Source organism: Streptomyces sp. NPDC057438, from assembly GCF_042802995.1.
GTDB lineage: Bacteria > Actinomycetota > Actinomycetes > Streptomycetales > Streptomycetaceae > Streptomyces.
Genome location: NZ_JBHVDD010000013.1, coordinates 91,397 through 104,942 on the forward strand (window position 1 = coordinate 91,397; position 13,546 = coordinate 104,942).

General features: G+C 70.1%; 10 protein-coding genes. 3 read left to right on the top strand and 7 right to left on the bottom strand.

Annotated features, from left to right (window positions below):
- Nucleotides 1-353: 353 nt before the first annotated feature.
- Nucleotides 354-635 carry a GntR family transcriptional regulator gene (locus tag ACFU5F_RS10795; RefSeq protein WP_383884968.1) on the top strand — a complete coding sequence of 94 codons (282 nt, stop codon included), beginning with the start codon at nt 354-356 and terminating at the stop codon, nt 633-635.
- On the opposite strand, the gene ACFU5F_RS10800 is transcribed toward ACFU5F_RS10795, so the two are convergent.
- Complete coding sequence (locus ACFU5F_RS10800; RefSeq protein WP_383884970.1) at nt 636-1,208, bottom strand: hypothetical protein; 573 nt, start codon at nt 1,206-1,208, stop codon at nt 636-638. It abuts the gene before it with no gap.
- 61 nt (nt 1,209-1,269) lie between these two features.
- Between ACFU5F_RS10800 and ACFU5F_RS10805 the strand changes: the two genes are divergently transcribed.
- The gene (locus ACFU5F_RS10805; RefSeq protein WP_383884974.1) at nt 1,270-4,029 is read left to right on the top strand and encodes a hypothetical protein; all 2,760 of its coding nucleotides are present in this window, start codon (nt 1,270-1,272) and stop codon (nt 4,027-4,029) included.
- A 120-nt stretch (nt 4,030-4,149) separates the two neighbouring features.
- Here the strand turns inward: ACFU5F_RS10805 and ACFU5F_RS10810 are convergent, their stop codons facing one another.
- The 5 genes from ACFU5F_RS10810 to ACFU5F_RS10830 all read right to left on the bottom strand — a co-directional run bounded on the left by ACFU5F_RS10810 (nt 4,150) and on the right by ACFU5F_RS10830 (nt 9,938).
- Complete coding sequence (locus tag ACFU5F_RS10810) at nt 4,150-4,620, bottom strand: heat shock protein transcriptional repressor HspR (protein WP_383885046.1); 471 nt, start codon at nt 4,618-4,620, stop codon at nt 4,150-4,152.
- Between the two features lie 5 nt (nt 4,621-4,625).
- The gene (gene dnaJ / locus ACFU5F_RS10815; RefSeq protein WP_059083796.1) at nt 4,626-5,804 is read right to left on the bottom strand and encodes a molecular chaperone DnaJ; all 1,179 of its coding nucleotides are present in this window, start codon (nt 5,802-5,804) and stop codon (nt 4,626-4,628) included.
- Nucleotides 5,805-5,846: 42 nt separating this feature from the next.
- Nucleotides 5,847-6,530 carry a nucleotide exchange factor GrpE gene (gene grpE / locus ACFU5F_RS10820; RefSeq protein ID WP_383884978.1) on the bottom strand — a complete coding sequence of 228 codons (684 nt, stop codon included), beginning with the start codon at nt 6,528-6,530 and terminating at the stop codon, nt 5,847-5,849.
- Nucleotides 6,527-8,380, bottom strand: coding sequence for a molecular chaperone DnaK (gene dnaK, locus ACFU5F_RS10825; protein ID WP_005483619.1), 1,854 nt, complete (start codon nt 8,378-8,380; stop codon nt 6,527-6,529). The genes grpE and dnaK overlap by 4 nt, the downstream gene beginning before the upstream one ends.
- Before the next feature lie 367 nt (nt 8,381-8,747).
- On the bottom strand, nt 8,748-9,938 hold the full coding sequence (locus ACFU5F_RS10830; RefSeq protein ID WP_383884982.1) for an MraY family glycosyltransferase: 1,191 nt from the start codon (nt 9,936-9,938) through the stop codon (nt 8,748-8,750).
- Nucleotides 9,939-10,238: 300 nt separating this feature from the next.
- Between ACFU5F_RS10830 and ACFU5F_RS10835 the strand changes: the two genes are divergently transcribed.
- Nucleotides 10,239-12,521 carry a heterodisulfide reductase-related iron-sulfur binding cluster gene (locus ACFU5F_RS10835; protein WP_383884984.1) on the top strand — a complete coding sequence of 761 codons (2,283 nt, stop codon included), beginning with the start codon at nt 10,239-10,241 and terminating at the stop codon, nt 12,519-12,521.
- Nucleotides 12,522-12,662: 141 nt separating this feature from the next.
- Here ACFU5F_RS10835 and ACFU5F_RS10840 read toward each other — a convergent pair whose 3' ends face one another.
- Nucleotides 12,663-13,538: a DUF6281 family protein gene (locus ACFU5F_RS10840; RefSeq protein WP_383884987.1), complete on the bottom strand. Its 876-nt coding sequence runs from the start codon at nt 13,536-13,538 to the stop codon at nt 12,663-12,665.
- Nucleotides 13,539-13,546: the final 8 nt, after the last annotated feature.

Genomic DNA, 13,546 nt, shown 5'->3' on the forward strand with positions numbered 1-13,546 from the left:
GAGCACGACGTACGGCCGGACCAACGGCGCCCCATCGACCCTGATGACGTCACCGAGGAACGGGCACGGGGGTGCGGGCCGCCACTCGGGCGGAGACACGGGAGCTGAGGTCAGGGGCGGCGCAACAGCGCGATGCACCCCACGAGCAGGCAGGAAGAGGCTCAGAATCGCGGCCAGTAGGCTGCGCATGGGTCGACTCCATTCAGTCGGCTCAGCCCTGGCCAGAAGCTCTCACCCTTCCGGCCAGGGCGTTTCATCGCCTCCATGGTAGCGCCTTGTATCGACTTGTATCGCTTAGTCCCGAGACGTATCTGCCGGTGCGGCTATCAGTGCACTTGCCTAGCGTCGACTCCATGAACCCTGACGCTGAGATCGACCACGGCGCGCCACTGACCCCGTACCGGCAGCTGGCCGAGATCCTCCGCGCGCAGATTCTGCGCGGCGACTGGCAGCCCGGGCGGATGTTGCCGAGTGAGGCCCAGCTCGTGCAGCGGTACGGGATCGCCCGCACGACCGTGCGCCGGGGGCTCGGCCTGCTGGCCGATGAAGGGTGGGTGTACGCCGTACCGCAGCGGGGTTGGTTCGTCAGCGACCCCGTGCCACCCGCGTCCGAGACATCGAACGGAAACGCCTGATCAGGTGCCGGAGGTGGCGTCTCCGCCCTTGGCGCTGACCTCGTCGATGTCGTTGAGGACCGCTCGCGCCACCCGCACATTCAGCTCCAGAATGTCGCGGTCATAATTTCCCGGATCGCGTCGATAGCGAGCCTTACCCACCTCGGACGTGAAGGCGCTGGCCGGAATGGAATCCTCGCCCGGCGGGAGAAACTTCAGCATCTCCTCGTACGCTGCGACGGCATAGGCGATCGCGCCGCGAAACTGGTAATGCTCGGACTCAGGCGTGTTGAGGAGCTGAATTCCAGTGGATTCAGCAAGTCGACCTGCAACCGCCTCAAACTCCCCCGGGTCGATGATCTGCGACGGCTCCGGACCACCGAACGCAGGCGGCGGCGGGGGAACCTCTTCCGCCATGCGGAACTCGAAACGGCGGGTGCTTCCACACTGCCTGCAAGCACCCTCGTACACCGCGACGAGGACGTCGCCGCGCAGCTCCAGCCTGTGCTGACGGTCAAAGTCCCCCGACCCGCACTCACAACGATGCAGGTCCATGTACAGGTGTGCTTCGGCCGATGAGCGCGCTGTCAACATGACATGATCCTAAGGGTTGTTCGGCGCATTCGTCTGCGCGGATACGGGGGAGGAACATCACGTGGACACGACGGCTACCGACACGCGGTTGCGAGCCCGGCAAGCCGCTCTGATCGCGGCGGTGAAACACGAACTTCCGGCCGTGGCATCCGTCGTACTCGGAGAGCGATTCAAGTCGATCGACGAGAGACGATCGGAGGACGGAAGAGAGTACTTCGCCCTGGAGGACGCCCAGGGCGGCTCGGCTCATTTGTGGCTGGACGCCATTCCGATGGTCTCCGGGGTGGTCTCCAGAACGATGACGAACACGACGACGGATCAGTACGTCGTGCAGATATCCGACCGTCTGCCCAGCGAATTCCTGACCCGTGTGCTGGCCCACGAGGTGGGCGAACTCATCGCCACTCGTGACCGGTCGAATCAGGGTCTGGCACCCATTCGCGAGAACCTCCTGAGCCAGGAGACCGACCTCGGCAACCGGCACGAACTGTCGAGCCGGGATCACGGACGTATCGCCGAGCTGAACTGGCTCGCCGCCCGCACGTCCGAACCTACTCTTGCGGGTGCGCAACAGGCCGAGGCACGCGCCGACCTCTCGGCTCTGCTCGACGAGTGTGGTCTCCGGCCGGTAGCGCCCATGGCCGACTCGGAGCGGTTCACGACCGAGTCCCGGGCCGCGAACAGACGGTACGCCGTGTCGAACGGCCTCCTCTCATCCGATGCGAAACGCCTGATCGCCACCCTCGCCCACCCCATAGAACACCTCACCCCCACCGACGCCACCGCCCTCCAAGCCTCCCGCGACGCCGCCCTGCGCGCCGAGCGTCAGGTCGAGGCCTTCATCGGTCGGCGTGACGTCACCATGCCCATGCCGGGCTACGACCAGAACGGTCTCCCCCTCCCCCGCGACCAGCTGGCGACGGCGGCCACCCAATGGGCGGAGTACCGCGCTCAGATCAGCACACGCACCGAGCAGGCGATCGAAGGGCATCTGGCTCAGGGCGAGTTCCCGACCCGCCGTGTGGTGATCGGCGGCGGTGCGAGCCTGACCGGGCGGGACACGGACGCGCTGTTGATCGACGGGGCGGGCCGGTGGCACCTGGACCCCGGCCGGGGCATCGTGCAGTCGGCTGACCAGGACCGGGACCTCGCCCAGTGGATGGGAGTCGATCCGTACTCCACGGTCGAACACCCGGGGGACCGCCTGCCCGTCGAGGCCGTACGGATCTGGGAGGACCAACTCGCCACCCGGGGCGACGTGGTGAACGGCCACGCGCGCCTGCGGCTCGGCCGGAACGGCGAGCTCCTCGCCGAGATCCAGAGGCCGACCGAGGAGGGCAAGGAGACCCCGCCCCCACTGTGGGTGGCCTGCGACGGCACCCCGAGCATCGCCACAGGTCTGACCCCCGAGGTCGTCCCCGGCATGCCACGCGGCGAACACGCCGTGGAGAGCCGCAGCGAGGCTGTGCGGCTGATCGGGCACCGCCTGCGGGAGTTGGAGGACGAGGGCCTGCCCTACGCGGCCGAGCTGCGGGCCTGGCTGACCCAGGCCGAGCGGGGCGGCACGGACGCCCGTACGGTACTCGGCGTCCTTGAATCCTCACCGCTGATGGACGCCCTCACCACCGGCCTCGGCCCCGACAAGGCCCGCATCGACAACTGTTTCGGCGCCCTCGGCGCGACCGCTACATGGGAGACCGCACGGGAGGAGGCACCGGGCCGCGCGCTGCTCGGCGACGAGGTCGCCGAGAACCGCTTCGACGCGCGCCGGGCGAAGGACTGGGTCGTCGCGGGCTCCGGCGGCACCGGAGTGGCCAACGCCGAGATCATCCTCATGCAGAACCCGGACGCCCACGTCACGATCATCGGCTCGGCGCCGCCACCGGCGCTGCGGCACCAGGTCCAGTTCCCGGCGATGGAGGAGGCGTACGGGCCGCGCGGTGACGGACGTCTGACGTTCATCAGGGCCCGAGTGGGCGCCATCGAGACCTATCGGGACGAGCAGTCCGGCGAGACCCGCTTCCAGATCCCCTACGAGGAGGGAGAGGGGGAGAACAGGCAGCGGAAGGTGCTCCAGGCGCAGGGCTACGTCACCAGCCTCGGCCGTACCAACCCGCTCCCGCCCGCCCTCCAGGTCCTGGCCGACGAAGTGCGGGAGCGGGGCGGGGAGATCTCCGGTGACCTGCAGTTCGACAAGGACGACCAGTACATCGGCTACGGCCTCACCTTCACCGTCGACGGCAAGGAACACAGGGTCGACGTGGACGGCGCGGCCTCCTGGCAGCTGCCGCGCGAGATCTTCGCCCCGGAGTCCGGCCTCCAGCAGCAGTTGAACGACATGGGCCTTCGAGGTCTGCCCTCCGAAACCGGCAACGCCGCCCCCGGCTTCGCCCCCGTCGCCCGCCAGAGCGCGCTGCGCGCACGGGCCGTGGCAGCGGTTCAGGCGGGCGACGAGAGCGCCGTGCACCACAGGTCGACCGTCCCGGAACGCTGGCGCCGCCCGGACCTGACCCGGGAAACGGCTGCGGAGACGGAGCCGGGGACGCGGGGCGGGGGCCCCGCGAACACCGCCCCACCACAGAAGGAGACCGAGCCGCGCCGGCAGGCGCCCACCGCCGAGCGGACTCCGAGCGCTCCCACCCCCGGCGGACCGGCACCCACCGGCCCCGCAGCCGACCGGCCCGCACCCGCCACCCCCCTCTGGGAAGTCGGCATGCCCCAGCGCGGCGCCGCCCGCGCACCCGATCCCGCCACCCGGCGGCCTCAGCAACCGCCCCCCGGCCACGAGCGCCCCGATCCGGGCCTCGGCATGGGCGACTGAGCGGACCGGCGAGGCCGAGGTCGTGACCGCGACCGAACTGGGCCCCCAGAGCTGACGCTCGACGCGGAAGGGCCCGGAGGTTCAGGTGAACCTCCGGGCCCTTCCGTGTACGGGTAATGGTCAGTCCGACGGCGTCTGACGCCCCTTCGGCCGCCACACCACCAACGCGCTGCTCTGCTGCATCTCCTGGTACGGCACCAGGTCGCGCCGGTACGAGGCGTGGACGGCCGCCTCGCGCTGGCGCATGGTCGCGGCGGCGCCGTCGAGGGCGGCCTCCATCTCGGCGACCCTCGACTGGAGGGCCGCGACCTGGTTCTCCAGCTCGATGATGCGCTTGATGCCGGCCAGGTTGATGCCCTCGTCCTGCGACAACTGCTGCACGGTGCGCAGCAGTTCGATGTCACGGGCCGAGTAGCGACGGCCGCGCCCGGCGGTGCGGTCCGGGGAGACCAGGCCGAGACGGTCGTACTGGCGCAGGGTCTGCGGGTGCAGACCGGAGAGCTGGGCGGCCACCGAGATGACGTACACCGGTGTTTCTTCCGTCAGCTCGTACGCTCTGCCCAACGGGTTCTGCCTACGGCGGCCGTCCATCACCTTCATGCTCCCTTCGCGGCCTGGAACAGCTCCGCCCGCGGGTCCTCGCCCGCGGTCGCCTCGCGATACGCCTCCAGGGCGTCACGAGCCTTCCCCGACAGGTCCTTCGGAACACTCACCTCGACGGTGATCAGCAGGTCCCCGCGGGTGCCGTCCTTGCGGAAGGCGCCCTTGCCCCGGGCCCGCATCGTACGGCCGTTGGGGGTGCCCGGAGGCAGTTTCAGGGTGACCGGCGGTCCGCCCAGGGTCGGGACCCGGACCTCACCGCCCAGGGCCGCCTCGGCGTAGGTCACCGGGACGGTCACCGTGAGGTTGTCGTCCTTGCGGCCGAACACCGGGTGCGGGTCGACGTGCACGACGACGTACAGGTCGCCTGCCGGCCCGCCCCGTTCGCCCGGCGCGCCCTTGCCCCGCAGCCGGATCCGCTGGCCGTCGGAGACGCCCGCCGGGATCCTGACCTGCATGGTGCGGGAGGACTTGGCGCGGCCCGACCCCTTGCAGATGTCGCAGGGGTCCTCGGCGATCAGGCCCCGGCCCTTGCAGTCGGGGCACGGGTCGGTCAGGGAGAAGCCGCCGCCGGAGCCCCGCGCGACCTGGCCGGTGCCGACGCACGTCGGGCACACGCGGGGTGTGCCGTTGGCGTCGCCGGTGCCGGAACAGGCCTTGCAGGGCGACTGCGAGGACATCCTGAGCGGTACGGTCGCCCCCTCGATGGCCTCGGTGAAGCTCAGCGTGACCTCGGACTCGATGTCCTGGCCGCGCCGGGGCTGCACCCGCGTGGTGCCGGAGCTGCCCCGGTTGAACAGGCCGCCGAAGACATCGCCGATGCCCCCGCCGAAGCCGCCCGCCTGTCCCCCGCCCTGGGCGCCGCCTCCGAAGAGGTCGCCCAGGTCGAAGTTGAACGAGCCGCCGCCTGCGCCCGGCCCCGGGCGGAAGCCGCCGTTGCCGAAGAGGGCGCGGGCCTCGTCGTACTCCTTGCGCTTCTTGGGGTCACCGAGGATGTCGTTCGCCTCGGAGATCTCCTTGAAGCGCTCCTCGGCCTTGACGTTCCCCTTGTTGGCGTCCGGGTGGAACTCGCGGGCGAGTTTGCGGTACGCCTTCTTGATCTCGGCCTCGGTGGCGTCCTTGGGGACGCCGAGGACCTTGTAGTAGTCCTTCTCGATGAAGTCCTTGGTACTCATCCGCGACGTCCCTCCTTCCGCTCACCCTGCATGCCGCCTGCGTCAGCCCTCGTCCGGGCCACCGCTCTCCTTGTCGTCGGCACCGGAGGCACCCTCTGCCTCCTCGGCCTTGACGGTCTGCGCGCCGGGCTGCGGTTCGGCCACGGCCACCCGCGCGGGGCGGATGGTGCGCTCGCCGATGCGATACCCCGGCTGGAGAATCGCCACGCACGTCGTCTCGGTGACGTCGGGCGCGTAACTGTGCATCAGGGCCTCGTGGATGGTCGGGTCGAAGGGCTCGCCCTCCTTGCCGAACTGCTGCAGGCCCATCTTCGCCGCGACGGTCTCCAGCGACTCGGCGACGGACTTGAAGCCGCCGACGAGCTCGCCGTGCTCCCGCGCCCGGCCGATGTCGTCGAGCACGGGCAGGAGTTCGGTCAGGAGGTTCGCGACGGCGATCTCCTTGACCGTGATCCGGTCGCGCTCGACCCGGCGGCGGTAGTTCTGGTACTCGGCCTGGAGGCGCTGGAGGTCCGTCGTGCGCTCACCGAGCGCCGTACGCACCTGGTCCAGCTGTGCCGTCAGACCGGCCACCTGGGCCGTCGCCGCCGCGTCCCCGGCCGGGGCCGCCCCCTCCTGGGGGGCGGCCTTCGGCTCGGCGTCCTCGGAGCCGGAGGGGACATCAGGCTGCTGCGGCTGAGCCGACTGCGGCTGCTGCTCGTCGAAGCCCGGGGTCTCCTCCGTCACGCGGCACCGTCCTTGCGCTCACGGTCCTCGTCGACGATCTCGGCGTCGACGACGTCGTCGTCGGCCTTGGCGTCACCGGCGCCCGCGCCGGCCTCGCCGCCCGCGGCCTGCGCGGCCTGCGCGTCGGCGTACAGGGCCTGGCCGAGCTTCTGCGAGACGGCGGCGACCTTCTCGGTGGCCGTGCGGATCTCGGCGGTGTCCTCGCCCTTGAGGACTTCCTTCAGCTCGGCGACGGCGGCCTCGACCTCGGTCTTGATGTCGCCCGGGACCTTGTCCTCGTTGTCCTTGAGGAACTTCTCGGTCTGGTAGACGAGCTGCTCGCCCTGGTTGCGCGACTCGGCGGCCTCGCGGCGGGCGTGGTCCTCCTCCGCGTACTTCTCGGCCTCCTGGCGCATCCGGTCGACCTCGTCCTTCGGCAGCGAGGAGCCGCCGGTGACGGTCATCTTCTGCTCCTTGCCCGTGCCCAGGTCCTTCGCGGTCACGTGCATGATGCCGTTGGCGTCGATGTCGAAGGCGACCTCGATCTGCGGGACACCGCGCGGGGCGGGCGGCAGGCCGGTCAGCTCGAACATCCCGAGCTTCTTGTTGTACGCCGCGATCTCGCGCTCGCCCTGGTAGACCTGGATCTGCACGGAGGGCTGGTTGTCCTCGGCGGTGGTGAAGATCTCGGACCGCTTGGTCGGGATCGTCGTGTTCCGCTCGATGAGCTTGGTCATGATGCCGCCCTTGGTCTCGATACCGAGGGACAGCGGGGTCACGTCGAGGAGCAGGACGTCCTTGACCTCACCCTTGAGGACACCGGCCTGCAGGGCGGCGCCGATGGCGACGACCTCGTCCGGGTTCACGCCCTTGTTGGCCTCGTTGCCGCCGGTCAGCTCCTTGACCAGCTCGGCGACGGCGGGCATACGGGTGGAACCGCCGACGAGAACGACGTGGTCGATCTCGGAGAGGGCGATGCCGGCGTCCTTGATGACGTTGTGGAACGGCGTCTTGCAGCGCTCCAGCAGGTCGGCCGTCAGCTGCTGGAACTGGGCCCGGGTGAGCTTCTCGTCCAGGTGCAGCGGGCCCTCGGCGGAGGCGGTGATGTAGGGCAGGTTGATCGAGGTCTCCGTGGAGGAGGACAGCTCGATCTTCGCCTTCTCGGCGGCCTCGCGCAGACGCTGCAGGGCCATCTTGTCCTTGGCGAGGTCCACGCCGTGGCCGGCGCGGAACTGCTGCACCAGGTAGTCGACGACACGCTGGTCCCAGTCGTCACCACCGAGGTGGTTGTCACCGTTGGTGGCCTTCACCTCGACGACGCCGTCACCGATCTCCAGGAGCGACACGTCGAAGGTGCCGCCGCCGAGGTCGAAGACGAGGATCGTCTGGTCGTCCTTGTCGAGGCCGTAGGCGAGGGCGGCGGCGGTCGGCTCGTTGACGATACGGAGCACGTTCAGCCCCGCGATCTCACCGGCCTCCTTCGTCGCCTGGCGCTCGGAGTCGTTGAAGTACGCCGGGACGGTGATGACCGCGTCCGCGACCTTCTCGCCCAGGTAGGCCTCGGCGTCACGCTTCAGCTTCTGCAGGATGAAGGCGCTCATCTGCTGCGGGTTGAAGTGCTTCCCGTCGAGCTCGATCTTCCAGTCGGTGCCCATGTGACGCTTGACGGACCGGATGGTCCGGTCCACGTTCGTGACCGCCTGGCGCTTGGCGACCTCGCCGACGAGCACCTCACCGTTCTTGGCGAAGGCGACGACGGACGGCGTGGTCCTGGCGCCCTCTGCGTTGGTGATGACGGTGGGCTCGCCGCCTTCAAGAACGCTGACGACGGAGTTAGTCGTGCCCAGGTCGATGCCGACCGCACGTGCCATTTCAATTCCTCCAACAATGACTTGAGTGGAACGGACTCAAGTGTGCACGACGGCCCCCGATGGGTCAACAGAGCTGAGTCGAGGAGGCTCAACTCTTATGTTTTCCTTATACGCAACTGGTCGCTGACCTGCGCGTATACGGGTGACAGGGTCGGGGCGTAGGGGTCGCGGTCGCTGGGCGGAGCGAATGACGGGGCGCGGAGGCCGACGGCTGGGACCGGGCCAGGGAAGCGATGTCATGACCCCGGCCGGGAGCGGCACCGCCAAGGGGCGCGGGGAACTGCGCGACCAGCCCTCACCCACCCGCACCCGACCACGCAGCACCAGGACCCGCCCACAGCCCACCAGCACTCACCCCCCGCCCCACCTATCCCACCCACCCCCGCCGCCCCAGCTCGGCCGCCTCCTGGCGGCCGAGGTGCGTCGGCCGGGGCGAGGAACCGGGGGCGCGGCCCCCCGGGATGGAGCGAGGGATGGCAGCGCCGGGCACCCGGTGGACGCCCGTCGGGACCGCCCGGGCGGCCGCGGCCCGGCGCCCGCGGGCCGCGGCACCGGCCGCGGCCGGAACGGACCCCGCACCGGCCCGCGCACCCCAGGGCGGCCCCACCGGCACGCAGAGCATCCCGAGGACGACCACCCCGGCCGCCCCCGCGACCCACCACGCGGACCCCGGCTCCGTCCACAGCATGTGGATGGCGAGCCCCACCCCCGCCGAGCCCGCCGCGAGGACCCCCAGCACGACCACCACCCCCGGTGGTGTGAGACCGATCCTCCGCAGCCGGTGGGCGAGATGGTCGGGCCCGCCCCGCCACAGCTCCCGCCCCGCCCGCTTCCGCGAGACCAGGACGAGGACCGCGTCGACGGTCGCCACGGCCGTGAGGGCGAAGGGCGCCCCGACACCCGCCCCGTACCCGACGGCGTACACGTGCAGGACACCCCCCGCGAGCACGAAGCCCACGAAAAGCGCCCCGCACGTGCCGAGCACGACCCGCGCGGGCGGCCAGTTGTGCATCAGGAACCCGGTGAGCGCGGCGGCCAGCACGCTGAACAGCGTCGCCAGACCGTCCATGACCTCGGCCGCCGCACACCCGCTCAGCGCGAACGCGGTGACGGCCCCGACCACCCCGAGCGCCCCGTCGGAGCGCGTCATCCCCTTGAATCCGTGCACCACGAGAGCGATCCAGGCGATCCCCGAGACACCACCCAGCACACCCAGTTCGCGGTACGGCACCACCAGCGCGGCGGCGGCGACGACCCCCGCCGCCGCCAGCACCGCCGGCAGCCGCCACACGTCACCGACCAGCCCGAGCAGCCCGAGCCCGGCCCCCGCGACGATCAGCCGTCCGGCCTCCTCCCCCAGCGGAGCGACCCCGCTCCACTCCCCCACCCACGCCACGGCCCCCACCCCGGCCATCACCGCGACACCGCCGAGCACCGGCACCCGCCGTCCGCGCCGACGCTCCACGATCCCCAGCCGCAGCGCGGGCACGCGTACGGCCGCCGAGAGCACGGCGGTCAGCAACAGGGCGGAGGCGGCGGCGAGGATTCCGTACAGCACGGATCCAAGTTAGGCGGGAATGTCACAATTTCTCATGAATAACACGATCGTTTTGAAACAGCGCGTCCGCGACCGCCGCCGCCCGCGGCCACCCCGGGTCCGACAGGCCGCACTCAGGCAACCCTCAGCGACGCAGATCACCGCCCTCCTGGCTACAGTGCGGCAGGAGAACTGGGTAGTCTCAGACGGACCCCATAAGTTACCGCTTAGTAATGATCTCCGGTGATCTTCGAGGTGCCCGACGGGTACCCCGGAGAACCCCCGGAGAAAAACCCCCTCGCAGGCCCGAGGAGCCCCGAAATGCAACTCGCCGCGATCATCGTGTCGCTGGTCCTGACCGTGGTCGGCGTTGCGCTCATCGCCCGAGCCGTGGCGCAGATCTACCGGTTCGTGAAGCTCGGTCAGCCGGTGCCCGCGGGCAGCCGTACCAACGACCCGAAGGCGCGCTCGATCACCCTGGCCCGGGAGTTCCTCGGCCACACCCGGATGAACCGGTGGGGGATCGTCGGCTTCGCCCACTGGTTCGTCGCGATCGGCTTCCTGACGCTGCCGCCGACCCTCGCCCAGGCGTACGGCCAGCTGTTCGAGGCCGACTGGACGCTGCCGGTGATCGGCGGCTTCCTGCCGTTCGAGATGTACATCGAGTTCATCGGTGTGATGACGACCCTCGGCATCCTGGTGCTGATCGCCATCCGGCTGCTCAACCTGCCCTCCCGGGCCGGCCGCAAGTCGCGTTTCGCGGGCTCCAAGGCCTGGCAGGCGTACTTCGTCGAGTACGTCATCCTCACCATCGGCCTCGCCATCTACACCCTGCGCGGCCTCGAGGGCGCCATCCACCACGTGGACCACTACGAGGCCGGGTACTTCGCCTCGTACCCGCTCGTCCTCGCCTTCAGGGACCTCGACCCGAGCACCCTCCAGAACCTGATCTACCTCACCGCGATGATCAAGATCGGCACCTCGCTGATCTGGATGATCACGGTCTCGCTGAACACCAACATGGGTGTCGCCTGGCACCGCTTCCTCGGCTTCCCGAACATCTGGTTCAAGCGCAACGCCGACGGCGCCACCGCGCTGGGCGGTCTGCAGCCGATGACCTCGGGCGGCAAGCCGATCGACTTCACCGACCCCGGTGACGACGACGTCTTCGGTGTCAGCCAGGTGGAGCAGTTCTCCTGGAAAGGCATCCTCGACTTCTCCACCTGTACCGAGTGCGGCCGCTGTCAGTCGCAGTGCCCGGCCTGGAACACCGGCAAGCCGCTGTCCCCGAAGCTGCTGATCATGTCGCTGCGGGACCACGCGCACGCCAAGGCCCCCTACCTGCTCGCCGGTGGCGGCAAGAGCATGGAGGGCGAGGAGAAGGCCTCCGAGGAGCAGCTCAAGGACGTACCCGCGGCCGCGCTCGCCGAGGCCGAGCGCCCGCTGATCGGGACCGTCGAGGAGAACGGCGTCATCGACCCCGACGTCCTGTGGTCCTGCACCACCTGCGGCGCCTGCGTCGAGCAGTGCCCGGTCGACATCGAGCACGTCGACCACATCGTCGACATGCGCCGCTACCAGGTGATGATCGAGTCCGCGTTCCCGTCCGAGGCGGGCACGATGCTCAAGAACCTGGAGAAGAAGGGCAACCCCTGGGGCCTGGCGAAGAAGCAGCGCCTGGAGTGGCTCAAGGAGGTCGAGTTCGAGGTCCCGGTCGTCGGCAAGGACATCGAGGACCTCACCGAGGTCGAGTACCTCTACTGGGTCGGCTGCGCCGGTGCCCTGGAGGACCGCGCCAAGAAGACCACCAAGGCCTTCGCGGAGCTGCTCCACATGGCGGGCGTCAAGTTCGCCATCATGGGCGGCGACGAGAAGTGCACCGGTGACTCCGCACGCCGCCTCGGCAACGAGCCCCTCTTCCAGGAGCTCGGCATGGAGAACGTGGCCGCGCTGAACATGGCCTTCGGCGAGGACGACGAGGACGAGTCGACGAAGAAGCCCAAGTCGGCCAAGAAGATCGTCGCCACCTGCCCGCACTGCCTCAACACGCTCGGCAACGAGTACCCGCAGCTCGGCGGCGACTACGAGGTCATCCACCACACCCAGCTGCTCCAGCACCTCATCGACGAGGGCAAGCTGATCCCGGTGACCCCGGTCGAGGGCCTGATCACCTACCACGACCCCTGCTACCTGGGCCGGCACAACAAGATCTACACGCCCCCGCGCGAGATCATGACCGCCGTCCCCGGTCTGCGCCAGCAGGAGATGCACCGCCACAAGGAGCGCGGCTTCTGCTGCGGCGCCGGTGGCGCGCGGATGTGGATGGAGGAGCGGATCGGCAAGCGCATCAACAACGAGCGCGTCGACGAGGCCCTCTCCCTCAACCCGGACATCGTCTCCACCGCCTGCCCGTTCTGCCTGGTCATGCTGACCGACTCGGTCAACGGCAAGAAGAACGAGGGCAAGGCCAAGGAGTCCATCACGGTCGTCGACGTCGCCCAGCTGCTGCTGGAGTCCGTCAAGACGCCCGTCCCGGACGAGGACGAGCCCCCGGCGGGCACGGCGGACACGGAGAGCGAGCCGGAGCCCCAGCCGGTCAAGTAGCCCTCCGCACACGGCAGTCGGCACGGTGCCCCCGGTCCACTCGGACCGGGGGCACCGTCGTGCCACGGCAGACCACGGCAGACAAGCAGCCACGGCAGGCAGGCACGGCTCAGGAGACGTACGGGCCGGACCCGGCGCCGCTCAGCCCTCCTCGTCCGCGAGCAGGGCCTCGACCTCCGGCGGCAGGTCGTCGCTCACGCGGACCATGAAGAACGGCTCCTCGTCCGCCGAGTAGCGGATCGCCATGGCGTCGGCCGGGTCCAGCCCCTTGATCTCGTACGCCTGGAACGCCTCCGGTTCGGCCGAGGGATCCACCTCGCCGGGTGTGTCCCAGCAGGGCACCGCGCGGGCCAGGCCGGCCTTGTCCCCCAGCTCGATCTTCGCGTCGCCCCGGCTGACGTAGTCCTCGTTCCTGTACTCCACGACGAGCGCGCACTTCCCCGCAGGCGCGCTGCCGCCGTCGTCGCCGTCCGAACCGCCGTCGCCGGGGTCGTCCTCCGGCACCTCGTCGCCGGCGACCACCTCACCCCCTCCGTCGGCGTCCCCCGCGCTGTCGCCCGTGTCGTCGCCCGGCTCGTTCACGGGGGTGCCGTCGTCCTCGCCCTGCGCGTCCTTCCCGAAGAGGCGCTCGGCCGCCGCCCGCACGCCTCCGTCCCCGGTCGTGTGGATCACGACGCGCACCTCGCCCCCCGGGGAGTCGCGGACCGCGATCGCGTCCTCGGTGTCGACGCCCTTGATGGCGTAGGCCGTGTAGTCGCCCAGCTCCCCGGCCGCCGCCCGGTCCTCCTCGCCACCGCCCCGGTCCTCGCAGACCGAGTCCCGTGCGGTGCCCACCTCGGCGCCGAGGGTGTGGCGGACCTTGCCCGCGTCGACGTAGCTCCGGTCGTCGTAGTCCACGGCGAACACGCACGAGGCGGCGCTCGTGCCCCCTGTCTCCAGCGCCGCGCACCCGACGGCCAGGGGTGTCAGCGCGAGGACGGTCAGGGCGATCCGTACACGGGTACCGCTCAGCATCATGTCTCCCA